General features: G+C 53.8%; 26 protein-coding genes and 1 riboswitch. Of the genes, 12 read left to right on the top strand and 14 right to left on the bottom strand.

The window, feature by feature from the left end:
- Nucleotides 1–5: 5 nt before the first annotated feature.
- From pduP to pduA, 14 genes are read right to left on the bottom strand one after another with little or no spacing between them, the layout of a single operon-like run.
- On the bottom strand, nucleotides 6–1,391 hold the full coding sequence (gene pduP, locus OOJ59_RS05490) for a CoA-acylating propionaldehyde dehydrogenase PduP (RefSeq protein ID WP_121529220.1): 1,386 nt from the start codon (nucleotides 1,389–1,391) through the stop codon (nucleotides 6–8).
- Entirely contained in the window at nucleotides 1,388–2,395 is a 1,008-nt protein-coding gene (pduO, locus tag OOJ59_RS05485; RefSeq protein ID WP_137349970.1) for a two-domain cob(I)yrinic acid a,c-diamide adenosyltransferase PduO, read from the bottom strand. Before pduO ends, pduP begins: the two co-directional genes overlap by 4 nt.
- Before the next feature lie 8 nt (nucleotides 2,396–2,403).
- Nucleotides 2,404–2,679, bottom strand: coding sequence for a EutN/CcmL family microcompartment protein (locus OOJ59_RS05480; protein ID WP_042307565.1), 276 nt, complete (start codon nucleotides 2,677–2,679; stop codon nucleotides 2,404–2,406).
- Nucleotides 2,680–2,682: 3 nt separating this feature from the next.
- On the bottom strand, nucleotides 2,683–3,174 hold the full coding sequence (gene pduM / locus OOJ59_RS05475; protein WP_160955433.1) for a microcompartment protein PduM: 492 nt from the start codon (nucleotides 3,172–3,174) through the stop codon (nucleotides 2,683–2,685).
- Entirely contained in the window at nucleotides 3,171–3,803 is a 633-nt protein-coding gene (locus tag OOJ59_RS05470; protein WP_038641680.1) for a phosphate propanoyltransferase, read from the bottom strand. Before OOJ59_RS05470 ends, pduM begins: the two co-directional genes overlap by 4 nt.
- Nucleotides 3,803–4,267, bottom strand: a complete 465-nt coding sequence (locus tag OOJ59_RS05465) for a BMC domain-containing protein (RefSeq protein ID WP_038641678.1) — start codon at nucleotides 4,265–4,267, stop codon at nucleotides 3,803–3,805. The genes OOJ59_RS05470 and OOJ59_RS05465 overlap by 1 nt, the downstream gene beginning before the upstream one ends.
- A gap of 24 nt (nucleotides 4,268–4,291) precedes the next feature.
- Nucleotides 4,292–4,567: a propanediol utilization microcompartment protein PduJ gene (gene pduJ / locus OOJ59_RS05460; RefSeq protein ID WP_001057752.1), complete on the bottom strand. Its 276-nt coding sequence runs from the start codon at nucleotides 4,565–4,567 to the stop codon at nucleotides 4,292–4,294.
- 19 nt (nucleotides 4,568–4,586) lie between these two features.
- On the bottom strand, nucleotides 4,587–4,937 hold the full coding sequence (locus tag OOJ59_RS05455) for a glycerol dehydratase reactivase beta/small subunit family protein (protein ID WP_038641675.1): 351 nt from the start codon (nucleotides 4,935–4,937) through the stop codon (nucleotides 4,587–4,589).
- Nucleotides 4,927–6,759 carry a diol dehydratase reactivase subunit alpha gene (locus OOJ59_RS05450; protein WP_160955434.1) on the bottom strand — a complete coding sequence of 611 codons (1,833 nt, stop codon included), beginning with the start codon at nucleotides 6,757–6,759 and terminating at the stop codon, nucleotides 4,927–4,929. Before OOJ59_RS05450 ends, OOJ59_RS05455 begins: the two co-directional genes overlap by 11 nt.
- 15 nt (nucleotides 6,760–6,774) lie before the next feature.
- A complete protein-coding gene (pduE, locus tag OOJ59_RS05445; RefSeq protein WP_016153529.1) occupies nucleotides 6,775–7,293 on the bottom strand; it encodes a propanediol dehydratase small subunit PduE in 519 nt (172 codons plus the stop codon).
- 14 nt (nucleotides 7,294–7,307) lie between these two features.
- The gene (gene pduD, locus OOJ59_RS05440; protein WP_087855992.1) at nucleotides 7,308–7,982 is read right to left on the bottom strand and encodes a propanediol dehydratase medium subunit PduD; all 675 of its coding nucleotides are present in this window, start codon (nucleotides 7,980–7,982) and stop codon (nucleotides 7,308–7,310) included.
- A 10-nt stretch (nucleotides 7,983–7,992) separates the two neighbouring features.
- Nucleotides 7,993–9,657 carry a propanediol dehydratase large subunit PduC gene (gene pduC / locus OOJ59_RS05435; RefSeq protein WP_038641668.1) on the bottom strand — a complete coding sequence of 555 codons (1,665 nt, stop codon included), beginning with the start codon at nucleotides 9,655–9,657 and terminating at the stop codon, nucleotides 7,993–7,995.
- An 18-nt stretch (nucleotides 9,658–9,675) separates the two neighbouring features.
- A complete protein-coding gene (pduB, locus tag OOJ59_RS05430) occupies nucleotides 9,676–10,488 on the bottom strand; it encodes a propanediol utilization microcompartment protein PduB (RefSeq protein ID WP_003030252.1) in 813 nt (270 codons plus the stop codon).
- The gene (pduA, locus tag OOJ59_RS05425) at nucleotides 10,488–10,769 is read right to left on the bottom strand and encodes a propanediol utilization microcompartment protein PduA (RefSeq protein WP_003030255.1); all 282 of its coding nucleotides are present in this window, start codon (nucleotides 10,767–10,769) and stop codon (nucleotides 10,488–10,490) included. Before pduA ends, pduB begins: the two co-directional genes overlap by 1 nt.
- Before the next feature lie 524 nt (nucleotides 10,770–11,293).
- Here pduA and pduF point away from each other — a divergent pair.
- The 12 genes from pduF to OOJ59_RS05365 all read left to right on the top strand — a co-directional run bounded on the left by pduF (nucleotide 11,294) and on the right by OOJ59_RS05365 (nucleotide 22,389).
- A complete protein-coding gene (gene pduF, locus OOJ59_RS05420; protein ID WP_160955435.1) occupies nucleotides 11,294–12,103 on the top strand; it encodes a propanediol diffusion facilitator PduF in 810 nt (269 codons plus the stop codon).
- Between the two features lie 203 nt (nucleotides 12,104–12,306).
- Nucleotides 12,307–13,218 carry a transcriptional regulator PocR gene (gene pocR, locus OOJ59_RS05415; protein ID WP_268063355.1) on the top strand — a complete coding sequence of 304 codons (912 nt, stop codon included), beginning with the start codon at nucleotides 12,307–12,309 and terminating at the stop codon, nucleotides 13,216–13,218.
- 329 nt (nucleotides 13,219–13,547) lie between these two features.
- Nucleotides 13,548–13,722: riboswitch (cobalamin riboswitch) on the top strand.
- Between the two features lie 88 nt (nucleotides 13,723–13,810).
- The gene (locus OOJ59_RS05410) at nucleotides 13,811–15,190 is read left to right on the top strand and encodes a cobyrinate a,c-diamide synthase (protein ID WP_160955436.1); all 1,380 of its coding nucleotides are present in this window, start codon (nucleotides 13,811–13,813) and stop codon (nucleotides 15,188–15,190) included.
- Nucleotides 15,187–16,146 (top strand): adenosylcobinamide-phosphate synthase CbiB, encoded by a 960-nt coding sequence (cbiB, locus tag OOJ59_RS05405; RefSeq protein WP_087855995.1) that lies wholly within the window; start codon nucleotides 15,187–15,189, stop codon nucleotides 16,144–16,146. The genes OOJ59_RS05410 and cbiB overlap by 4 nt, the downstream gene beginning before the upstream one ends.
- Nucleotides 16,147–16,156: 10 nt before the next feature.
- Nucleotides 16,157–16,789, top strand: a complete 633-nt coding sequence (locus tag OOJ59_RS05400) for a cobalt-precorrin-8 methylmutase (RefSeq protein WP_008785140.1) — start codon at nucleotides 16,157–16,159, stop codon at nucleotides 16,787–16,789.
- Nucleotides 16,786–17,922 (top strand): cobalt-precorrin-5B (C(1))-methyltransferase CbiD, encoded by a 1,137-nt coding sequence (gene cbiD / locus OOJ59_RS05395; RefSeq protein WP_038641657.1) that lies wholly within the window; start codon nucleotides 16,786–16,788, stop codon nucleotides 17,920–17,922. The genes OOJ59_RS05400 and cbiD overlap by 4 nt, the downstream gene beginning before the upstream one ends.
- Nucleotides 17,916–18,521, top strand: a complete 606-nt coding sequence (locus tag OOJ59_RS05390) for a cobalt-precorrin-7 (C(5))-methyltransferase (protein ID WP_061381971.1) — start codon at nucleotides 17,916–17,918, stop codon at nucleotides 18,519–18,521. Before cbiD ends, OOJ59_RS05390 begins: the two co-directional genes overlap by 7 nt.
- On the top strand, nucleotides 18,511–19,080 hold the full coding sequence (locus OOJ59_RS05385) for a decarboxylating cobalt-precorrin-6B (C(15))-methyltransferase (RefSeq protein WP_038641653.1): 570 nt from the start codon (nucleotides 18,511–18,513) through the stop codon (nucleotides 19,078–19,080). Before OOJ59_RS05390 ends, OOJ59_RS05385 begins: the two co-directional genes overlap by 11 nt.
- The gene (locus OOJ59_RS05380; RefSeq protein ID WP_085047979.1) at nucleotides 19,073–19,846 is read left to right on the top strand and encodes a cobalt-precorrin-4 methyltransferase; all 774 of its coding nucleotides are present in this window, start codon (nucleotides 19,073–19,075) and stop codon (nucleotides 19,844–19,846) included. The genes OOJ59_RS05385 and OOJ59_RS05380 overlap by 8 nt, the downstream gene beginning before the upstream one ends.
- The gene (cbiG, locus tag OOJ59_RS05375; protein WP_038641649.1) at nucleotides 19,827–20,882 is read left to right on the top strand and encodes a cobalt-precorrin 5A hydrolase; all 1,056 of its coding nucleotides are present in this window, start codon (nucleotides 19,827–19,829) and stop codon (nucleotides 20,880–20,882) included. Before OOJ59_RS05380 ends, cbiG begins: the two co-directional genes overlap by 20 nt.
- Entirely contained in the window at nucleotides 20,882–21,607 is a 726-nt protein-coding gene (locus OOJ59_RS05370; RefSeq protein ID WP_003030278.1) for a precorrin-3B C(17)-methyltransferase, read from the top strand. The genes cbiG and OOJ59_RS05370 overlap by 1 nt, the downstream gene beginning before the upstream one ends.
- The gene (locus OOJ59_RS05365; RefSeq protein ID WP_038641647.1) at nucleotides 21,604–22,389 is read left to right on the top strand and encodes a cobalt-precorrin-6A reductase; all 786 of its coding nucleotides are present in this window, start codon (nucleotides 21,604–21,606) and stop codon (nucleotides 22,387–22,389) included. The genes OOJ59_RS05370 and OOJ59_RS05365 overlap by 4 nt, the downstream gene beginning before the upstream one ends.
- Nucleotides 22,390–22,393 lie beyond the last annotated feature (4 nt).

The following is a 22,393-nucleotide window of genomic DNA, read 5'->3' as shown; positions in this document are numbered from 1 at the left end:
CCCCATTAGCGAATAGAAAAACCGTTTGTCAGCACGCAACGACGAGAACGTGCGAAAGTACGTGCCGATGTTGTTCCTTCACCGGTCGGCGTCGCAATTGTGAAAGTGGTAAAGCCTTCACCACCCACGCCAATCCCGGCGTAAGAGGGGCCATTTTTCACAAAAATGGAGGTCTGAAGCGTGCGTGCGGCAAGATTCAAACGCGACACATTCTGTGAATGCATAATGGCGGTGTGATGCAATCCCTCTTCAACTTTCAGAGCCAACGTTAACGCACTGTCAAAATCGCTCACCGTGACGATGGGGAGCATTGGCATTAGCTGCTCGCTGGTAACCCACGGGTCGTCAGCCTTGACGATACCTATCAGTAATCGAGGCGCTTTTGCCGGAACAGGTATTCCTGCGGCTTCAAGTAAGGTGGCCGGGCTTTTTCCTACCAGCTTTTTATTGGCCATGCCTTCGGGCAAACAGACTGCCCGCAGTTTGTCTACCTCTTCGCTCGTGAGAAGCAGTGCGCCAAAAGACTGCATTTGTTGAACCAGGCGTTCGGCAACGGCACTAACAACAATCAGGCTCTTCTCAGCAATGCAGGGGAGGTTGTAATCAAAAGATGCGCCGTTGATGATATCTTCCGCCGCCTTAACCAGGTCGGCTGTTTCATCGACAATACAGGGAGGGTTGCCTGCGCCTGCGCCAATGACTTTTTTCCCGCTTTTCATACCCATAGCAACAATGCCTGGGCCACCGGTAATCGCCAGAACTGCGATTTTAGGGTGTGCCATCATCTGCTGGGTAGCCTCAAAGGTGGGTTCTGTGACCGTGACGACAAGATTCCGGATCCCGCAGCAGCGGAAAACAATATCCTCAATCATGGCAATCAGTTTCAGTGAGACCACTTTAGCGCCCGGATGCGGGCTAAAATAAACGCTGTTCCCCGCAGCCAGCATACTGATGCTGTTGTTAATTATGGTTTCCGTCGGGTTGGTGCTGGGGGCGACGGAGCCAATCACGCCAAACGGTGAATACTCGAATAACACCATGCCGCCATCACCGGTCAGTGCTGTGGTGGTGAGATCTTCGATCCCTGGAGTATTGTCCAGCGCAGCTTTATTCTTGAGGAATTTATCCTCTTTGTTGCCCATTCCTGTTTCAGCTGCGCTCTCAGCGGCCAGGGAAGCAAGATGAGGGGTCAGTTCTTCTCGCAGGGCGTGAATGATGGCACTGCGGGTTTTTAATGGCGATTGCTGGTAACGTAAAAAAGCCTGATGCGCGGCTTCGATAGCTTCACCCACGGACGGAAAAATTCCGTTTCCTTTGGTTTCTGTTTTTGCCGGGGCGAGTTGTTCACTCAAAATGTTACGGATGAGGGTTTCAAGTTCTGAAGTATTCATTGATGTGTTCTCACGTTAATCGCCGCAATGGCCGTTTCTGCAATGTCCATATCCTGGTCAACGCTTCCCCCGCTGATGCCAAGACCCCCAAGGAGTAGACCCTCTCGCCATAATGCGTATCCGCCACCAAAAGTGACGACTTTTCCCTGCATATGGCTTTCCAGACCGTAAAGCGCCGCGCCTGGTTGCACCGCTGACGTTAATTCATGCGTGGCGGTTTTCATCGCCACGGCGGTCCAGGCTTTTTTGGGTGCCAGTTCGCTACTGACGAGCAATGCGTCAGGCATACGCCAGGTCACCGTTTGGGTCCCGTTCGCATCAACAATGCTGATGACGACCGGAACCTGAAGTTCTTCTGCTCTCGTCACCGCAGCGCGAGTCAGTTGATGGAGCTCCTGAAAAGACAGAGACATAGTCGGCTCCTTTATGGCTGATGTACGGATGGCGGCGAGATAACGCTCAGCCACTTTCTGAATAATGTCGTTTTGATGGGCGTCATGATCTTCTGCCCGTGCGAGCGCATATAAGCAGTCGGACAGACGATTGATGTAACGCATCAGCACATGTCTGACAGCAATATCGGCAGAAAGCTCGACCAGTCGCCTCTCTGCGCGGCGAGCCAGCGTACGGGCAAAATGCAGACGGCTGGCCGCTTCGCTGCGGCCCGGTAAAATAAAGCTGCGCAGCGGCGGTACTCTCCCCATCGCGGTATCGATGGCGGTTTCCAGCGCTGCAATTTCTTCTGAACTGATGTAGCGCTGCTCTGGGTTTGGTTGTTCGCTCTCGCTGGCGAGTTCGGCGCTGAACCAAAAAAGCTGCAGTTGAATGTTTTCAAGTAACTGGCGGTGCTGTGGGCTTTTCGCCGCACAAATACACAGGCTAAGCGCCGCATTGAGTTCGTCCAGCGTCCCGTAAGCCTCGACGCGCGGATGCGTTTTGCTTACGCGTTGCCCGGTAAAGAGGGCCGTTGTGCCGGCATCGCCAGTGCGGGTATAAATCGCCATAGTTCCTCCTAACGAGAAAGCGTGTCGACAATGCCGACAATAGCCAGATCGATGGCCTCATTTGGGCCGGAGAAAACGTGCCGGGCACTGGAGCCGCTGCTGAGTAAAACCAGTTCGCCGGTTCCCGCGCCGACAGAATCAACGGCGACTTCGTCCCCGGTCGTCGGGGAGGCTGGCAGCTCTCCGTCAGCACTCACCCGACGTACCAGCAACAGCTTTTTCCCGACCAGGGAGGGGGACTTTTGCGTAGAGACAACAACGCCTGTAACCCGTGCCAGATGCATAGCTCACTCCTGCTTAATTAATTGGACATTTCGCGTACTGACAGTTTCCTGAGCCAGCGCAGTGACGACACATCGACGGCGTAGCACTAGAACCGCATCGTGCAATTGGGCGACGTCGGCGTAACTGAGAAGTTTGTCAGGATGCAGAACGATGGCTCGCCCCAGTTCGTCACCAAACTCCAGCGGCAGACGCGCGAGTTTTTTCACGGGTACTGCGGATAACAATTGGTGATGTAGTGAAATTTTCACGCGGACTCCGCATGCCAGCGCTTCGTGGATCGTGACTACCGACATATTGGCAGGGCTGCTTTCGACAATTTGCTCCAGCAGGAGCAGGTCAGCCTGCAAAATGTGCAGTGACGAGTATTGGCAGCATAATATCCGTGGGTCTACTTCCCGTAACTGCGCGACGCTGAGGGAGATCGTGCTTGCCGCGCGTTTTTTTAGTCGGGAAACAACCTCCTCGATAATGCGTTGCAGCAGTTCGTTGTTCATTGTGAAGTCACCAGTGTGGCGAATGCCTGCGGATTATCCGCCCCTGCGGCATTGGCTTCGTCGGTATCAATATGCATCTCAAGGCGCATATCCGGCGAAACGCGTACGGCGACGTTATCGAAAATCAGCCGGCGTTCATCGCCATTAATGGCGACCGAGACTTTATCACCATGGGAAACCCGCAGAATCAGGGCATCGAGCGGCGACATATGGATATGCCGTTGAGCAACGATGACGCCGGATGTTAAGTCCAGTTCAGCAAATGGACTGACAAGGCGAATACCCGGCGTGCCCTGAATATTGCCCGACATACGCAGCGGGGCAGCAATACCTAGCGTACGGGCATCGGTGCGTGAAATTTCAACCTGACTGGCGCTACGTAGCGGGCCGAGTAAACGCACATTTTTTAACTGTCCTTTAGGTCCAACCAGCGTGACGGTCTGCTCTGCAGCGTATTGTCCGGGCTGCAATAGCCCTTTTTTCTTGCTGATAGGCTGATTGGGAAACAAACGGACGTAATCTTCAGTACAAAGATGGATATGACGATTAGAGATCCCCAGCGGAATAGGGCGCTCGCGCATTTCATCCAGAACTTTGGCGACCGTTGACTTGAGTTGCTGTTTATCCATCACGCTTTACCTCGTTTGCCAGAGTGCAGACAAAGAGAGCGGGGCTCACCTTTCTGGCGGGTACAGGCTGGGTCAAGGCACAGATTGCAGCTAATCAACTCCGCATTTTGCGGCGCTTCGGACGCTGTGCTGTCCACCAACATCTCTTCTTGCGGCTCGACCTGGATGGGGGCGGGTGTTGGCTCGGGTTCCGGTGTAACGCTATGTGACAGGATTCCGTCCCCTGGTCTGGAAATGACTTTGTGAGCCACCAGCCCATCGCGTTGGTCCGCGAAACTGACACCGGTAGAAATGGCCGCCTGCACGGAGGCCACATCCCCGATTATCTTGATCACCGTCCAGCCTGAACCGTTGGTTTTTTCGAGGCCCACCAGCGTGATGGAGGCGGCTTTCGCCATGACGTCCGCGCAACTGATGGCTAATGCCAGACCACTAACTTCGAGTAATCCCAGTGATTGCTTCACGCTGTGCTCCTTGGTTGCAACGACTTATGCGGATTTAGGTAAAATGGCTTCAACGTCGCTGTGCGGACGCGGGATAACGTGGCAGGATTTCACCTCGCCAACGGCGCTTGCAGCTGCGCTTCCTGCATCTACTGCGGCTTTCACCGCGCCGACATCGCCGCGAACCATAACGGTGATCAGGCCTGAGCCGATTTTTTCGTAACCGACCAACTGCACGTTTGCGGATTTCACCATGGCATCAGCGGCTTCAATAGCGCCGACAAGCCCTTTTGTTTCAACCAGTCCCAGTGCGTTATTCATACTGCTTGTCTCCTGTGGGTTATGAGTGGCATTCCCGGAATGGAATGCCTTTAACCAGCCGCGCAGCGTTATTACCGATGCTGCGACGAGCGTGGTTATCTTGTTGATACATCAGCGTAAAAAGCGGCGCTGACGCGGGTAGATTTTTGTAGTGCACGACCAGTTTTTCGCGACTGCAGCCAATGCCAACCAGCAGCGGCGACTGGCATGCCGCGAGCCATGCGTTGTGGATAACGTCGGCTGAATGGTTCTCCTGAATCACAAACGGGATCCCTTCTTCTTCAATACCCAGCAGCACGTCGTTCCAGGTGTCAGCACAGTCACCGGTGGTGAAGATAACGATAGCGGGCGTGTTGAGATTACTTTCCATGAGCGAACGCCTTGTGCCAGGAGAGAATCAGCCCGGTCGCGACCGCATTGCGCGGACCCTCGGTGCCACGAATGTTGCCGCGCCCGGCAACCAGGCGATAATGCGCCAGCGCATCGGTTACCAGTTGCGGTACTTCGAAATCCAGGGACGAGCCACCAACCAGCACCACAAAGGGAATATCCCGAATGTTCCCGGTCGGACTCACCTGACGTAACGCTCTGAGCGCGTTGGTGACAAAAACGCGCTCCTTGGCGCTGCGGCGAATGGCCCGTACTTTCTCCAGCGCCAGTTCGCCTGGCAGGGGCACCAGCTCATCAGGTTTTACTACGCACACGCGGGCAAAAACCGTTGGCGGAAGAGGCTCAGGGAAGAACTGAACGCTGCCATCTTCGTGGCGAAGATGGAACAAGCTCTCAACTTTCGCCAGCGGGTACTTTTTGATCTCTTCGGCCAGATAACGGTCATCCAGCCCCAGTTCACGGGCAATAATCATCGTGACCATATCGCCCGCACCCGCCAGGTGTGTGGCAATAATTTCGCCTTTCGGGTTGATGATGGAGGCGTCTGTCGATCCCGCACCGAGATCCAGAATAGCCAGTGGTCGCGTCGTACCCGGAGTGGTTAAGGCCCCGAGAATGGCCGCTTCGGCTTCAGCCCCGCCAACCTGGACATCAATGTTGAGCTTTTGCGTGATCTCCTGGGCAATCATTGCCATTTGCAGGCGATCTGATTTCACCATTGAGGCAATACCGACAGCCTGTTCCAGCGAAAACTCACCGGCAAGTCCACCGGTCACGCTGACGGGAACCGAGGTATCAACCGCCAGTAGATCCTGAATAAAGATTTCCTGACTGGGTTTGTTAGTTAATTCAGCCATTGTCTGGCGTACATGTTCCAGCATGCCGCCAATATTGGTCCCCGCTTCGCCGGTAACGTTATCCAGTTTCGGGCACTCGCCAACGGCTTTCATAATCGCGTCAGCGCCTGCTGCAACGTCGACGCGTACGGTACGCCCTTGTGACTGTAGCTCCAGATTCCCGGCGGGAATGGCTCGTGCTTTCACATCGCCTGACGGCGTTTTCACCACCACGGCAGAGCGGTTGCCGATCAGCGCGCGCGCCATCGGGACAATGTTTTTAGTCTCGTCGGCATTGAGACCAAAGACAGTTGCAATCCCGTAGGGGTTAGAAAGCGTTTCAATGACCTTTCCGGGAACCGCGACCTCAATAGCAGCTAACATACCCAATGGGATACGGTCGATATGAAGCACTTCATCCACGATGGGCAGGGGGTGAGTCAGACGATTGCTGACCAACACGCCATCGTCTTGCTGCAAAATTACGCCAGTTAACTGGTATCCGGCGCGTACCGAGGCATTAATCATCGTGGCGACATCGGCGAAATCAAATGCTGATGACACCACCAGAATATAAGGTGTATCCGCCGGACGGCTGAGCAGCTCTTCCGGCGTAATAGTAATGCCAACACCCAGCCCGACACCGCCCGGCGTTTTAGGGTTATGGCCGATCATGGTGGATTCAGTGATGATGGTTTCGGTGATTGTTTCCATCGCCACGTCGCCAATGACCGGAGTGGCTTCGTTAATACGGATGAGCGAAATATTGCTGACATTGATGCCGGCGTTTTTTGCTGCCAGCGTAAGTGCCTCCTGAATGCCAAACACATTACGCAATGTGCCTTTTATCCCGGTGGTTTCTGCCAGGGCGCTGTTGGTAATACACAGCACGCCAGACTCATCCAGGGTAGCCAGAGCGACTTCCGTTGATGAGTTACCTATGTCAATGCCAGCTATATATCGCATGATCCTGTCCCTGAGTTAGTCGTCGCCTTTGAGCTTTTTACGCTCAACATACAGCGCAGCCGCTTCACGAACGAAAGCCGCACAGATCTTTGCCTGATAACGATTTTCGAGATCGTCAGCGATAGCCATCAGCTCATCTTTAGTCGAGCGATACGGGCGTAGCGCGTTGTAGATCTCCAGGATGCGATCGTCAGGTACAGCGGTTAGCTCTGCGGCGCGCTCAAAGTTCATCGCCAGCCTGTCACGCCCGGCATCTTTGGCGATTTCCGCCTGCAGGCGCAGCGTTTCGGGGGTGATGCGCATGTCCTGTGCCGTCACCTTGTTGCTCAGAACATTTTCGAGTGTGAAGTCATCCAGGGTTTTGTTGGTCGCGGTTTTTACCCACTCAGGATGTTTATTCGCAAGAGGGTAATCCGTGACTTTCGCGGTATGTGCTGATGAACTTGCCGCAACCGGAGTTGCGGACTCGCCTTGCAGGCTGTTCATCCGGCTCAGCACATCCCGAACCATCGATTCAATTGCGTCGGTATTCATGGAGTTATCCTTTATCAAAGCGCCACGCGCAGTTCCTGCGGGTTTTTGCCCGTCACGACATATTTGGTCTCTTTAATGTGCAGAATGGCCGATTTCGCCTGGTACTTAGGTCGGGCCATCTGGTCATTCAGAGTAGGGACCGGTTGCGGAGATTCACGCTTGGCATAACGCGCGGCGTTTTTACCGATCTGACGATAGGTTTCCAGCGTCAGAAGCGGCGCCTGAGGGAACAGTTCCAGATTAGAAAGCGGCGGTAACCCCTGCTGGTGGATAACCGTGGTGCCTTTTGACTGGATGCCGATAGAGATCCCGGAACCGCTCAGACGGTTGCCTTCCACGGCGACAAACGCGACATCAGAGGATTTAAAGCAGCGGATAACGCGTGCTTTAATGCCTTCCTCTTCAATCCCGGCAATCACTTCGCGCAAGATATTCTTATGCGGGAGCCCGACGATATTGACGGTTTGTGAGAGCCCGAACGCTGGACCTACGGCAATAATCACTTCGTCTTGCTGCTGACCTTGTTTAGCTTCGCCAATCTCAGTCAGAAAACTTTCGCCCTGTATCGCTGCGGCCTGCGGCGCGCTTGCCGCTGTCGATGCGTGGAATGAGACGGGTTTGTCGCTGGTCTGCATTTCAGACAGCACGTCTTCAATTATCTGGCGCAGCAGCTTTTCATTAATTTCCATTTTTCACCCCTTAGCCAAGTTCGTTGGGATCAAGTGCGCCAGGGATGTTTTTGATCTCTTCCCAGCGTTCGCCTTGCAGGCGATAACCTGTTGCCGGACCGGCATAGTCATTGACGTCATTTACTGCGGATAGCACCTGTCCGTCGCCAACGATAATGGCGGAGGTATGCAGATAATCCCCGGTTAACTTGGCTTTCTGGATGTTGAGCATGTCCTGCGCAACATCGGTAAACCCGCCCTGAGCAAGCGCTTTTACCACTTCAAGACCGTTGCGATTTTTACTGATGATCTCTTGTGCAAATTTGATGTCTTCAACGATGTTGCGCTCTGGCATATCTTTCGATCCGTGAGCGTAAGTCGCAGCTTCCACTTCTTCATCAGTGATTGGCGGTAATCCCATCCCGGCAAACACAGCCTGCAGCGCGCGGGCCGCTTTGTTACGAATGGCGATAACATCTTCTTCTCGAACCGGACGCAGGCCGCCGTCCACTTTCAGGTCGCGCTGGATAACGTTGTAGTCGTCAAAGTCTTCAGCATCTTCGTTGGAACCGGCGAACATGTTGTCGTAGTTCGGCACCGCGGAATAACCGGAAGAGATGAAGTCAGTACCTGGCAGGAACTGCATCAGCAGACGCGCGGTACGACGCATATCCGAGTGGGTAAAGGTCTGATCGTTGCTGGAGGCGCATTCCAGATCCAGAGAAGAACAGATCAGGTTTTCGGCCAGAACCGCACGAATACCGGACGGCACGGCAGAAGGTACGCCGATGCAGCTTACTGAGCCGTTTTGCAAACCCTGCACGCCAGCGGCTTTGGTGATGTAAATGCAGCGGGCTTCCAGATAAAGCATCGATTTACCTTCGGCATAACCCATCTGTACTTCAGAGCCAGAGCCGGAAGTAAAGCGCATTTTCAGGCCGCGAGAGGCGTAGGAAGAGGCGAGGAAGCCTTTCGACCATGGTGTGTCGTCGCCGTCGGTAAAGACGGGTTCTGTACCATAGACGGAGATAGTTTCCGCGTAGCATGTGTGGCCCAGCATGCCGAGCTTAAGTTCGGTTGCTTCTTCCAGAGAGCACTGAGTTAACACGCCAGGGCGTCCAACCTGTGAACCGACTAACAAGGCAATGGCGTTAAATGGCGCGTAGCGTGCGACGGCAACGGTCGTTTCCTGTTCGTCAAATCCGCGCCATGCGCCTTCTGCGGCGTCAGCGGCAATCTGTACCGGGTTATCTTTGACGTTAGTGACGTGCGCCTGTTGAGACGGAGTTCGACGAGCACGCATTTTCTGCATGGCCATCATCATCTCGACGACGTTCATATGGGACACCACTTCGACAATTTTTGCTGGTGTCATGGCGGTGGTCAGCGGCACGATATCTTTGCGCTTCACGTTAGGGTCGCAAAGCATATTGGCCAGTTTGACCGAGTCCATTGCCATGACTTCTTCAGCGCGCGCCAGGTTAATGCCGTAGCGGGCAATGAAATGGTCAATTAAGTCAAATTCACTGGCGGATTTGCCGTCCAGTTCAGTCACAGTACCGTTGACGATTTTAATCGATGGTTTAGGGTCGTTCGGGCTTTCCATCGCAATGAAGCCTTCTTCGATCCACTCCTTAACGAAACCATCCTGATTCACAGGGCGTTTCGCCAGTGCTTCAAATCTTTTCGATCTCATGAATCAGCCTCACTGATATCAGATATAGGACGGACGATCGTTTTTCGGCTCTGAGCCGAGGGTCCCGAGTACGGTTTTACCGATTTCACGGGCGGAGATAACAGCCTGACGAACTGCGCCGGAATCACCAGAGATGACCAGAATGGCTTCGTTGCTGAAGCTGGTGCCATGGGCCGGGGAGCTGTAGGCTACAACTTCTACATTGGCGGATTTCAGCGCAGTATCAGCCATCAGGACACCCACGGAGGCTGGTGCGCCGACAATCACGCCACAGGCACGGCCAATCGGCGCGCCAAAGGCTTTTTCCAGCGCGTAGCTGGCGCGGGCGGTGTATTGCATCTCGATGTGACCGGCTTCGTTGGCATAAACATCGCCAAAGGTGCGATCCAGCTCTTTCAGCGCAACCTCAATTCCGCGTTTCACGTCGGAAACATCGTTGCCGCCGAGGATAATCAGCGAGCCGTGGCCCGCGCCGCCTTTGGTATCTCGTGGTAATTCAATACTGACGACTTCCGTATTTGTTGCTTTTACCGCTTCATCGGCGGCCATAATGTGCGGACCCGCGCCAGTACGGGCGCCAAGGATGCCAATGGAGCGATAACGTTTTTCAAGTTTCATCGCGTCCAGTAAGGCGCTGTCTACGTTGGCGATTACCAGACCGACGGTGTCGCCAATCGCGGTACCGACAAACTCCGTTAAACTGCAGCTTTTCTCTGCCATAGCCGTTTCTCGTGTTGGGTGATTATTTTCAGGGATAGCCTGCTGTTCTGGGGTTGCCACGCGAGCAATCACCTGCGCCATGATCTGTTCAACCAGCTCATTGCTGCTCATTAGCTAATTCCCTTCGGTAAGATTTTTTCTACATCGGTGTGAGGGCGCGGGATAACGTGTACGGCTTTCACTTCTCCCACATTACGGGCTGCGGCGGCGCCGGCATCTGTTGCTGCTTTGACTGCGCCGACATCGCCGCGGACAATAACGGTTACCAGCCCCGAACCAATTTTTTCGTAGCCGACCAGCATTACATTGGCTGACTTCACCATTGCATCTGCGGCCTCTATGGCTGCAGTTAAGCCTTTGGTTTCTACCATTCCTAACGCTTCTTGTTGCATAAAGACCTCGCCTGGGTTGTCCCGATATTCATGACTATAAAAAGAAGCGAGGAAAAAGAATGGCTGAGTTGAAAGTATGAATGAAAAAATAGTGAGGTTATGGTGATATAAAATTGCTGTATTTTATTTTATCTTTTTGTTTTTAATGGCTATTTTTTGTTTTTATAATATGAATATTTGGTTATGTTAATTCCATATTTACACTTTTGTTAGTGACATTAAAAATAGCATTTGCTATGCGGAAAAATGAAAATGTGATGATTGTCTGAAAACATAATTCTGCCAATAGCAATATTTTATCGTTTCACAAATGTACCACTAATAGTGGATTTTCCTGTGTTCTCGCCTGTTTTAATAAAAGTGATAGCAAGAATTTGCTATCTCAGCACGATTTTGAGGGGCATGCCGCCTTCAGATTGCCAACATTTTGCCGATACGGCTTTTTATAGTAAGCCTTGAAGTATTCTACGTACCAGCAAGGAGTCCGCTGGTAAAGACACGAACTCTGCTTAGAAGGTGTCACAATGAACGATTCACTAAAAGCGCAATGCATTGCTGAGTTTTTGGGTACCGGGCTGTTTTTGTTTTTTGGCATCGGATGCCTGAGCGCACTTAAAGTCGCGGGCGCCAGTTTGGGATTATGGGAGATCTGCATCATATGGGGGTTGGGGATCTCGCTTGCCGTTTACCTGACAGCGGGGATTTCTGGCGCGCATCTCAATCCTGCAATCACCATCGCCCTGTGGTTATTTGCCTGTTTTCCGGGGCGCAAAGTTGTGCCATACACCGTAGCGCAGGTTGCGGGTGCCTTTGGCGGCGCGTTGCTAGCCTATCTGCTGTACGGAAGTCTATTTACCGAGTATGAGTCTGCTCATCAAATGGTGCGTGGCAGCCTTGAAAGCCTGCAACTGGCCAGTATTTTTAGTACTTATCCAGCGGCGGCGCTCAGCGTCTGGCAGGCTGCGCTGGTTGAAGTAGTGATCACTTCCATTCTGATGGGCATGATCATGGCACTTACCGATGACGGTAATGGCGTCCCCAGAGGGCCATTGGCGCCTTTATTGATTGGCATTCTGGTGGCTGTTCTCGGTGCATCTACCGGGCCGCTCACCGGATTTGCGATGAACCCGGCACGTGATTTCGGTCCAAAATTATTTGCATGGATGGTCGGGTGGGGAGATGTGGCGATGACTGGCGGGCGTGATATCCCTTATTTCATCGTACCGATTGTGGCCCCCATCATCGGTGCGTGCGCGGGCGCAGCAATTTATCGTTATTTTATTGGCAAAAATTTACCGTGTAATACGTGTAAACTGGAGGAAAATGAGAGCTAGCTTCACGGAAGATGTTTATTTTTAAAGCGTAAAAACTGTTTTCGTGATCCGGTTTCCTGAACCGCTGAAAAAGTCTCCCCACAATGGGAGACTTTTGTTATGTTCGATGATGACTTTCATCAGCGCCCAGGAAAGCGAGATGAAACTGGATGTGTAAATAGTATGTTTTATTTATAACAATAAATTAACTGAGAGGTTTTATCATGATTTTGGCGAGTGCCCTGAACTCAGAACTCATTAATAAAATCGCACAGGATTTTGCGCAGGCCACCAGTCTGGCTGTTGTGGTTGTCAATATTCACGGTGATGAAATTTCTGAGCTTTTTAATTTCACCCCTTTTTGTCAGTTGATGCGCCAGCATCCTCAGCACAGTACCCGTTGTCGTATGAGCGATCGCTGTGGCGGGCTGGAAGCTTCAAAATCCGATCAACCCTGCATCTATCGCTGCCACGCGGGGCTTACCGACTTTTCAATTCCGCTGGTAATTGCGGGTCACCTGGTTGGGTTCGTATTGTGTGGTCAGGTGCGTTTAAGTAACGATGTCGGCCTGGTGGATATCCTGAACGTCGATGACCGCTGGCAAGCCGATCCCGAACTGCTCAGTGAATTTCGTAATGTGCCGGAGATGGACTATTCGCGCGTTATCGCCTCGGCGGATCTGCTAAAGCTCATCGTGGAAAATTGCCTTAAAAAACAACTAAATTTTGTGGTTATCAAAGACAACCCGCAGCAGGCAGAGCCAGTACGCGCCAACCGAACGCCGAATCCTCACGACAGCAAAATGAAAAAAGCGCTGCGCTATATTGATGCGCATTTGTCAGATGAGTTACGCCTGGAAGATGTTGCGTCTCATGTTTACCTTAGCCCTTACTATTTCAGTAAATTGTTCAAAAAATATCAGGGTATCGGGTTTAACGCCTGGGTAAATCAACAGCGAATGGCGAGTGCCAAAGAGTTGCTCTGTCATAGTGACTGGAGCATAGCCAGCATTGCGCGTAATTTAGGCTTTTCACAAACCAGCTATTTCTGCAAAGTATTCCGCCAGACGTATCAGGTTACGCCGCAGGCATTTCGCCAGCAAATAAATGTCATTTCACGCGGTGAGTCCGCTTAAATAGCAATATTTTGCTATTGCCGATTTTTGATATCGGGCGCTATGTCAGTAATTATAAAATGAAAAGTAACAACAGCAGTCAATAAATTGTCATAGCGCAACAAAATAATAGTATTAGAGGGATAAACTGCACCAGTTTTTATTTTTGTGATGAGATACAGTGTCTGTATGCCTGACTTTCTTTATTCTTTGCTGACACTTTCATTCAAAATGTGAACATGTGAATAAGTGGGTTTATGCCAGATAATTGGCTGAATGAACCCGGAAAGATATTAAATTGAATTATTGTCATGAGGTCGTGAATTTACCTCATAACAGGGAGCTTAATTACGGCTCCTGAACTGACAGGTTTGCCACATTTGTGGTAGGGAAGGGGGTGAGAATCCCCCGCAGCCCCCGCTGCTGTGATGCTGACGACCCCGTATGGACCACTGATCGCAAGATTGGGAAGGACGGGTGAGGATGACGCTAAGCCAGAAGACCTGCCTGTCAGTGACTACCAACAACTTCGGTGGGAAGTGGGTGGTTCAGATGCATACAGTCGAGAGACTGGGTATCTCTACACCCCTACCACCCTGAACAGGATCAGGGTATGGCGGCCAATTTTCACGCATTTGTTCTTGCAGGTACCGGAAGCGGCTGTGGTAAAACCACGGTGACGCTGGGCTTGTTGAGCTTGTTGAAAAAACGCGGTTTACGCGTCCAGCCTTGCAAAGTGGGGCCTGATTACCTTGATACCGGCTGGCATACAGCGGTATGCGGTACCGCTTCCCGCAATCTTGATAGCTTCATGCTTCCCGCTTCCACTCTCAATGCTTTATTCCGCGAGCAGATGCAACATGCCGATATCGCCGTGATTGAAGGCGTGATGGGGTTGTATGACGGTTATGGTACCGACCCGAAGTACTGCAGTACCGCCGCGATGGCCAAACAGTTAGGTTGCCCGGTCATCTTACTGGTTGATGGTAAAGCTGTTTCTACCTCGATAGCCGCAACGGTAATGGGTTTTCAGCATTTTGATCCCACGCTGAACATCGCCGGGGTGATCGTTAATCGGGTCAACAGCGAAACGCATTATCAGCTGCTGAAGGTGGCGATTGAGCGTTACTGTTCCGTTCCTGTATTAGGCTACGTTCCCCGTATGGAAGGCGTTGCGCTTCCGGAGCGTCATCTGGGGCTGGTTACCGCGCGTGAATCTGTTATCAATCAGCAGCCGTGGCAGGCCTTTGCCGCGACGCTGGAGCAGACGCTGGATATCGATGCTCTACTGAAATTAAGCCAGCTAAACACCCTCCCTGCGGGTGAATGGCCTACGCTTCCCGATACTGATGCCGGAGAGGGGCTAACGCTTGCTATCGCTGATGACGAAGCGTTCAACTTTTATTACCCGGACAATATTACTTTGCTTGAACGCACGGGGCTGAAGATTGTTCGTTTTAGCCCGTTGCACGACACCTGTTTACCTGATTGTCAGATGATCTGGCTGGGTGGCGGATACCCTGAGTTACATGCTGCGGCTCTGGCCCGCAATGTCCCGATGCTTAAGCAATTGCGAGCCGCACATCACCGCGGCGTGGCGATTTACGCCGAGTGCGGTGGGCTGATGTATCTCGGCAGTTCGCTGGAGGACAGCCACGGTGATAGCTGGTTGATGGCGGATATCATTCCCGGTCACAGTAAAATGGGGAAACGTCTGACCCGATTTGGCTACTGCGAGGCGCAGGCAGCGCAGCAAACCTTGTTAGCTGCAGAAGGCGAAGTGCTGCGCGGGCATGAATTTCACTACTCAGATTTTATTCCTGAAACTCCCGCGGTGATGCACTGTCGCAAAGTGCGCGATGGCAAAACGTTGCAGACCTGGTCCGGCGGCTGGCAGGTGGGTAACACTTTCGCCAGCTATCTACACGTTCATTTTGCTCAACGTCCGCAGATGCTTAACCATTGGTTGGCAGCCGCGAGGAGCGCGCTATGACGATCCTTGCGTGGTGTGTTGCCTGGCTGCTTGATTTTATTATCGGCGATCCGCAGAACTGGCCGCATCCGGTGCGCTGGATTGGCAATCTGATTTCTGCCATGCAGCGAGTCGTGCGGCGCTACTGCCATAGCGATCGTGCGTTGCGCATTGGTGGCGCGGCGATGTGGGTAGTGGTGGTTGGCCTGACCTGGGCTGTGTCCTGGGGCGTACTGGCGCTGGCGCACTCTATTCATCCCTGGCTTGGTTGGGTGGTAGAGGTTTGGATGATCTTTACCGTGCTGGCGGGGCGCTGTCTGGCGAACGCCGCGCAGGATGTTGAACGTCCGTTGCGTGCCGGTAACCTTGCCGCAAGTCGGGAAAAGTTATCTTGGATCGTAGGCCGCGATACCTCGCAATTACAACCTCAGCAGATCAATCGTGCCGTGGTGGAAACCGTGGCCGAAAACACCGTTGATGGCATCATCGCGCCGCTGTTTTTCCTTCTTCTCGGCGGCGCGCCTTTGGCGATGGCCTACAAAGCGGTAAATACCCTTGACTCCATGGTGGGTTACAAACATGAAAAATACCGCGCTATCGGTATGGTCAGCGCGCGCCTGGATGATGTCGCAAATTATATTCCTGCGAGACTGAGCTGGCTGCTGCTGGGCGTGGCTGCATTTTTATGCCGTCAGGACGGCTCGCGTGCTTTGCAGATCGGCTGGCGCGATCGCTACAACCACAGTAGCCCAAACTGCGCGTGGTCGGAGGCCTCCGTTGCCGGGGCATTAGGTATTCGTCTGGGTGGCCCTAATGACTACTTTGGCGAGCGCGTTGAAAAACCGTGGATTGGTGATGCGCAACGCGACATTTCGGTAGACGACATTTCCCATACGATTCGATTGATGTGGGTGGCATCGACGCTGGCACTGGCGCTGTTTATCGCGCTGCGGTGGCTGCTGGTCGGTGTAGCCTGAGGACAACACTATGCAATATATCCAGCAACCCCAGGCTATTGAGGCCAAAAGTTTCGACATTATTGGCGAGATTATCCGTGAAACCCGTCCGGACTATCAGTTTGCCAGTCCGTTGCATGAAGCCATTATCAAGCGGGTCATTCACACCACGGCGGATTTCGACTGGCTGGACATTCTGTGGTTTTCCAGTGATGTGCTGGAGCAGTTCTGCGCGGCGCTTAGCCGTTCGAGCGTGATTTATACCGATACCACCATGGCCCTTTCCGGGATCAATAAAACGCTGCTGGCAAAATTTGGCGGCGAGTGCCGCTGCTATATCAGCGATCCACGAGTCGTACGTACGGCAAAAGAGCAGGGGATCACCCGCTCAATGGCGGCTGTCGATATTGCGGTGAAAGAAGAGGGGGAAAAGCTGTTTGTTTTTGGCAACGCGCCGACAGCGCTGTTCCGCCTGCTTGAGCATGATGTTGCGGTTAGCGGTGTGGTTGGTGTACCGGTCGGGTTCGTTGGTGCTGAAGAGTCGAAAGATGCCCTGACCCAAAGCAATCTGCCGGCCATTGCTGCGTTAGGACGTAAAGGGGGGAGTAACGTCGCCGCTGCTATCGTCAATGCCATGCTTTATCACATGCAGGGGGCGCGATGAGCGAGGCCTTCGATACGCCGGTGTGGCACAACGGCAAAGCGCTGCGTAAAGGATATACCACGGGATCGTGCGCGACGGCGGCTGCAAAAGTGGCGGCGCTGATGGTATTGCGCCAGCACCTGATCCATCAGGTTTCCATCGTGACGCCTTCCGGGGTGACGCTGTGCCTGAACGTCGAATCGCCGCATATCGAAGGGCAGCAGGCGATAGCCGCGATCCGTAAAGACGGTGGCGATGATGTCGATGCCACGCATGGCATGCTGATTTTTGCCCGCGTGACGTTAGATGATAGTGGCGTGATCGCCTTACAGGGCGGTGAAGGGGTCGGTACGGTTACCCGCAAAGGGATCGGTCTACCGGTGGGGAGTTCGGCGATTAACCGCACACCTCGCCAGACCATTGAGTCGGCGGTACGTGAAGCGATTGGTCCAAATCGTGGGGCGCAGATTGAAATCTTCGCGCCGGAAGGCGAAGAGCGGGCGCAAAAAACTTACAACTCGCGGCTTGGCATTCTGGGCGGTATTTCGATTATTGGCACCACGGGTATCGTCACGCCAATGTCGGAAGAGAGCTGGAAGCGTTCGCTGTCGCTGGAGCTGGAAATTAAACGCGCGGCGGGTCTGGATCGCGTGGTTCTGGTGCCGGGAAACCACGGTGAACGTTTTGTGCGCGAACAGATGGGCATCGACACCCAGGTTGTGGTCACCATGAGCAACTTTGTCGGCTACATGATTGAAGAAGCCGTCCGTCTGGGATTTCGGCAAATCGTGCTGGTGGGACATCCCGGTAAACTTATCAAAATCGCGGCGGGGATCTTCCATACCCACAGCCATATTGCCGATGCGCGTATGGAAACGCTGGTGGCCCATCTCGCGTTGCTTGGCGCGCCTCTGGAACTGCTGAGGCTGGTCAGCGACTGCGATACTACCGAAGCGGCGATGGAACACATCGACGCGTACGGCTTTCAGCATATTTATAACCATCTGGCGGAGCGTATCTGTATGCGCGTTCTGCAAACGTTGCGCTTTACCAAAAATCCCCCGACCTGCGACGCCATCATGTTCTCGTTTGACAATCAGGTGCTTGGCAGTAATCGCCCGATCGCAGAAATTGCTGAGGAGATGCAATGTTAACCGTTGTGGGAATGGGACCCGCGGGTTTGCATTTGATGACGCCTGCGGCGCGTGAAGCGGTCGCAACGGCTGACGTGCTGGTCGGCGGAAAACGGCATTTGCAGCAATTCCCGGATTTCACCGGTGAACGGTTTGCTCTTGGCGCCAATATCGCGGAGCTCCTGAACTGGGTAACTGCGCACAAGGATAAGCATGTCGTGGTGCTGGCGTCTGGCGATCCGCTGTTCTACGGCATTGGGACGCGCATGGTGGCGCATTTTGGCATCGGGCAGGTACGCATTATTCCCGGTATTAGCGCGGTGCAGTATCTGTGCGCGCAGTCCGGTATCGATATGAACGATATGTGGCTGACCAGTAGCCACGGGCGCAGCGTCTGTTTCGATGAACTGGCCCGACATAACAAGGTTGGGATGGTTACAGATGCGTTGTGCGGCCCACGTGAAATCGCGCAGCAGCTAATCACTCGAGGCAAGGGACATCGCTGGATGGTTATTGGCGAAAACCTGGCGATGGAAAACGAGCGGATCCATGTCCTGCCTGTGAGTGAAATTAATGCCGACTATGACATGAATGCAGTGGTGATCCTTGATGAAAGATGAGCTGTTTCTGCGTGGAGAGAAGGTGCCGATGACCAAAGAAGCGGTACGCGCACTTGCCCTCTCAAAACTTGAATTACACCGCGCCAGTCACCTGATTGATATTGGTGCGGGAACAGGCAGCGTGTCGATAGAAGCGGCGCTGCAATATCCTGGATTGCGCGTGACGGCAATCGAACGTAACCCGGCGGCGCTCAGGTTGCTGGATGAAAATCGCCAGCATTTTGCCTGCGCAAATATCGACATTTTTCCCGGCGTTGCGCCAATGACCATCGCCGAAAAAGCCGATGCCATTTTTATGGGCGGCAGCGGTGGGCATCTGACCGATCTCATTGACTGGTCGATGCGTCAACTGCATCCCGCCGGGCGGCTGGTAATGACGTTTATCCTCCAGGAAAACCTCAATACCGCGCTGGCTCATCTGGACCATCTTGGCGTACAGGGAGTGGATTGCCTGCAGCTACAGGTTTCCTCGCTTACCACGCTTGGCAGTGGTCATTATTTCAAACCGAATAACCCCGTATTTGTTATCGCCTGTCAGAAGGAAGGAAACCATGTCTGAGATTTTTGATCCCCGTAGCGTGTGGTTCGTTGGCGCAGGTCCTGGCGATCGCGAGCTGATTACCCTCAAAGGTTACCGTTTGCTACAGCAGGCGCAGGTGGTTATCTACGCTGGATCGCTGATTAACACCGAACTGCTGGAATATTGCCCCGCCGGTGCTGAATGCCACGACAGCGCTGAACTGCATCTGGAACAGATCCTCGATCTGATGGAAGCTGGCGTGAAGGCTGGCAAGACCGTGGTGCGTCTGCAAACTGGCGATGTCTCACTGTACGGTTCCGTCCGCGAGCAGGGCGAGGAACTGACCAAACGCGGGATCGACTGGCAGGTGGTGCCCGGCGTCAGCGCATTCCTCGGTGCGGCGGCGGAACTCGGCGTGGAGTATACCGTGCCTGAAGTCTCCCAAAGCCTGATCATTACCCGTCTGGAAGGACGCACGCCGGTCCCCGAGCGCGAACAACTGGAGTCGTTTGCCAGTCACCAGACATCTATGGCGATTTATCTTTCCGTCCAGCGTATTCATCGGGTGGCCGAGCGTTTGATTGAAGGCGGTTATCCGGCGACCACGCCAGTGGCGGTGATCTACAAGGCAACCTGGCCAGAAAGCCAGACCGTGCGCGGTACTCTGGCGGATATTGGCGACAAGGTTCGCGATGCGGGCATCCGCAAAACGGCCCTGATTCTGGTCGGTGATTTCCTGGGCTCGGAGTATCACTACTCCAAACTCTATGCGGCGGACTTTAGCCATGAATACCGTAAAGCCTGAGTCAATTGCGCTTTTTTGCCTGACGCCAGGCGGCGTTGTGCTGGCGAAACGTCTGGCGGCTATGCTGCCGGTCACCTGTTTTACCAGTGAAAAGCTGCTGGAGGAGGGGTTTATTCCCTTTGAAAACGGCTTTGCCAATACCGCCCGCGAAGCGTTTATGAATTATTCGGCGCTGATTTTTATCGGGGCGACCGGCATTGCGGTGCGCGTACTGGCCCCGCTGGTCAACGATAAATTTTGCGATCCGGCGGTGGTGGTCATTGATGAACGTGCCCAGCATGTCATCAGCCTGCTCTCCGGCCACGCAGGGGGGGCGAATGCGCTGGCGCGTTATCTTGCAGGCATGTTGGGCGCCGACCCGGTTATCACCACGGCGACGGATGTCAACGATATGGCGGCCCTGGATACGCTGGCATTCCAGTTGAATGCTCGGATGAGCGATTTCCGTTCGGCGGTGAAGATCGTGAATCAAATGCTGGTCAGCAACAAGCGGGTTGGCCTGTGGTGGGATGACGAACTGACCCAGGATATCAGCCATTGCGATCGGCGCGGTTTTATTACGGTAACCGATCTCAATCAGCTTCCCGAACTGGATGCGCTGGTGTGTATCACCTTACGCACCAACTTACCCGAACTGCCTGTTCCGCACTGGAAGCTGGTGCCGCAGCGGGTCGTGGCCGGAATTGGTTGTCGCCGCGACACACCGTTTCCACTGCTGGCCGCGCTGCTTGCCCGTCAACTTGAAGCCCAGCAACTCGACCCGCTGGCGCTCAAAGCCATTGGCAGTATCACGCTGAAAAAAGATGAACAGGGGCTCATCCAGTTGGCTTCGTGCTGCCGCGTGCCTTTCGAAACCTTTTCCGCTGACGCGCTGCGTGAGCATGAACACCGTTTTCCGGCCTCATCGTTTGTTCGTAAAACGGTGGGTACAGGAAGCGTTTCTGGTCCTGCAGCCTGGCTGCTGAGCCACGGACAACTGTTAGGCGAGACCCTGCGAGAACAGGGCGTCACTATCACTTTGGGAGTTTCACACTGATGTTAAGCGTAATTGGAATTGGCCCTGGCTCGCAGGCAATGATGACCATGGAAGCTGTTGAAGCACTGCAGGCAGCGGAAATCATCGTTGGCTATAAAACCTACACCCATCTGGTAAAGGCCTTTACTGGCGACAAACAGGTGATCAAAACCGGGATGTGCAAGGAGATTGAACGCTGTCAGGCGGCGATCGAACTGGCGCAGGCGGGTCACAATGTGGCACTCATCAGTAGCGGTGATGCGGGGATTTACGGGATGGCCGGGCTGGTGCTGGAGCTGGTCAGTAAGCAAAAGCTGGATGTTGAGGTCAGACTGATCCCAGGCATGACTGCCAGCATCGCCGCCGCCTCCTTACTGGGCGCGCCGTTGATGCACGACTTCTGCCACATCAGCTTAAGCGATCTGCTGACGCCATGGCCGGTTATCGAAAAACGCATCGTTGCCGCTGGCGAAGCCGACTTTGTTATCTGTTTCTACAACCCGCGCAGCCGGGGTCGCGAAGGACATCTGGCGCGCGCATTTGAGCTGCTTTCCGCCAGCAAGAGCGCGCAAACGCCGGTGGGTATTGTGAAATCAGCCGGACGTAAAAAGCAGGAAAAATGGCTGACCACTCTCGGTGAAATGGACTTTGAGCCGGTTGATATGACCAGTCTGGTGATCGTTGGCAACAAAACAACCTACGTGCAGGACGGCCTGATGATCACGCCACGAGGTTATGTGCTGTGAATTACGGTGACGTGTTGGTCATGGGCGGTACCAGCGATGCGCGCATGCTGTGCCAGCAACTGGATGCGGCAAACGTGGCCTACACCCTGTCAGTGGCGACCCCAACGGGGAAGCAGCTGGCGGGAGACATCAAAGGCCAGGTGCGTTGCGGACGTCTGGAGCGTGAGCAAATGATTGCCTGGCTGCAGGAAAATCGGACGCGCTGGGTGATTGATGCCTCGCATCCGTATGCCGAGGTGGTGAGCCGCAATATCGTGAGCGCTTGCGAAGCGGCGGGCGTGCTGCTGAGCCGCTACCAACGTCCTGAGCAGTTGAGTGGTTTAACCCACCCGCATCTGTTTACCGTACAGAGTATTCAGCAAGCCTGCGAGGTGGCGCGACGCTTCGGTAAACGCGTGTTGCTCACCACCGGCAGTAAAGATTTAGCCATCTGGCGTGAAAGATTAGCGGAAAAAACGCTGCTGGCGCGTGTTCTGCCTGTACCTGAGGTCATTCAGCAATGCGCGGATCTGGGCTTTGGCGTCGGTGAGATTTTTGCGTTGTGCGGGCCGTTTAGCGCCGAGTTCAACGCCGCGTTTTACCGTCAGTGTCAGGCTGATGTGGTGATCACCAAAGCATCTGGTGCGGAAGGTGGTTATCAGGAAAAAGTTCAACCCTGTCTGGATGCCGGTATCCCCTGCATCGTGATTACACGTCCTGCACCGTTGGTGACGGGAGAAGAGTTACTGGAAAGTCAGGCCGCATTTGGGGCGCGTTTAACGCGCTGGCTGGCCGCTGCTTAAGGAG

It is taken from the genome of Citrobacter sp. W9 (assembly GCF_026719375.1).
GTDB classification, from domain to species: Bacteria; Pseudomonadota; Gammaproteobacteria; order Enterobacterales; family Enterobacteriaceae; genus Citrobacter; species Citrobacter werkmanii.
This window is presented reverse-complemented; position numbering and strand designations above follow the sequence as displayed.

What these genes read in the sequence shown, in the direction of transcription:
- OOJ59_RS05400 (WP_008785140.1), top strand. Translation starts at nt 16,157, where the DNA reads ATGCAATATATCCAGCAACCCCAGGCTATTGAGGCCAAAAGTTTCGAC.
- pduE (WP_016153529.1), bottom strand. Translation starts at nt 7,293, where the DNA reads ATGAATACCGACGCAATTGAATCGATGGTTCGGGATGTGCTGAGCCGG.
- OOJ59_RS05470 (WP_038641680.1), bottom strand. Translation starts at nt 3,803, where the DNA reads ATGGATAAACAGCAACTCAAGTCAACGGTCGCCAAAGTTCTGGATGAA.
- pduO (WP_137349970.1), bottom strand. Translation starts at nt 2,395, where the DNA reads ATGGCGATTTATACCCGCACTGGCGATGCCGGCACAACGGCCCTCTTT.
- pduC (WP_038641668.1), bottom strand. Translation starts at nt 9,657, where the DNA reads ATGAGATCGAAAAGATTTGAAGCACTGGCGAAACGCCCTGTGAATCAG.
- cbiB (WP_087855995.1), top strand. Translation starts at nt 15,187, where the DNA reads ATGACGATCCTTGCGTGGTGTGTTGCCTGGCTGCTTGATTTTATTATC.
- OOJ59_RS05390 (WP_061381971.1), top strand. Translation starts at nt 17,916, where the DNA reads ATGTTAACCGTTGTGGGAATGGGACCCGCGGGTTTGCATTTGATGACG.
- OOJ59_RS05455 (WP_038641675.1), bottom strand. Translation starts at nt 4,937, where the DNA reads ATGGAAAGTAATCTCAACACGCCCGCTATCGTTATCTTCACCACCGGT.
- pocR (WP_268063355.1), top strand. Translation starts at nt 12,307, where the DNA reads ATGATTTTGGCGAGTGCCCTGAACTCAGAACTCATTAATAAAATCGCA.
- pduM (WP_160955433.1), bottom strand. Translation starts at nt 3,174, where the DNA reads ATGAACAACGAACTGCTGCAACGCATTATCGAGGAGGTTGTTTCCCGA.
- pduJ (WP_001057752.1), bottom strand. Translation starts at nt 4,567, where the DNA reads ATGAATAACGCACTGGGACTGGTTGAAACAAAAGGGCTTGTCGGCGCT.
- OOJ59_RS05450 (WP_160955434.1), bottom strand. Translation starts at nt 6,759, where the DNA reads ATGCGATATATAGCTGGCATTGACATAGGTAACTCATCAACGGAAGTC.
- pduF (WP_160955435.1), top strand. Translation starts at nt 11,294, where the DNA reads ATGAACGATTCACTAAAAGCGCAATGCATTGCTGAGTTTTTGGGTACC.
- cbiD (WP_038641657.1), top strand. Translation starts at nt 16,786, where the DNA reads ATGAGCGAGGCCTTCGATACGCCGGTGTGGCACAACGGCAAAGCGCTG.
- OOJ59_RS05480 (WP_042307565.1), bottom strand. Translation starts at nt 2,679, where the DNA reads ATGCATCTGGCACGGGTTACAGGCGTTGTTGTCTCTACGCAAAAGTCC.
- OOJ59_RS05410 (WP_160955436.1), top strand. Translation starts at nt 13,811, where the DNA reads ATGGCGGCCAATTTTCACGCATTTGTTCTTGCAGGTACCGGAAGCGGC.
- OOJ59_RS05385 (WP_038641653.1), top strand. Translation starts at nt 18,511, where the DNA reads ATGAAAGATGAGCTGTTTCTGCGTGGAGAGAAGGTGCCGATGACCAAA.
- OOJ59_RS05380 (WP_085047979.1), top strand. Translation starts at nt 19,073, where the DNA reads ATGTCTGAGATTTTTGATCCCCGTAGCGTGTGGTTCGTTGGCGCAGGT.
- pduA (WP_003030255.1), bottom strand. Translation starts at nt 10,769, where the DNA reads ATGCAACAAGAAGCGTTAGGAATGGTAGAAACCAAAGGCTTAACTGCA.
- cbiG (WP_038641649.1), top strand. Translation starts at nt 19,827, where the DNA reads ATGAATACCGTAAAGCCTGAGTCAATTGCGCTTTTTTGCCTGACGCCA.
- pduB (WP_003030252.1), bottom strand. Translation starts at nt 10,488, where the DNA reads ATGAGCAGCAATGAGCTGGTTGAACAGATCATGGCGCAGGTGATTGCT.
- pduD (WP_087855992.1), bottom strand. Translation starts at nt 7,982, where the DNA reads ATGGAAATTAATGAAAAGCTGCTGCGCCAGATAATTGAAGACGTGCTG.
- OOJ59_RS05370 (WP_003030278.1), top strand. Translation starts at nt 20,882, where the DNA reads ATGTTAAGCGTAATTGGAATTGGCCCTGGCTCGCAGGCAATGATGACC.
- pduP (WP_121529220.1), bottom strand. Translation starts at nt 1,391, where the DNA reads ATGAATACTTCAGAACTTGAAACCCTCATCCGTAACATTTTGAGTGAA.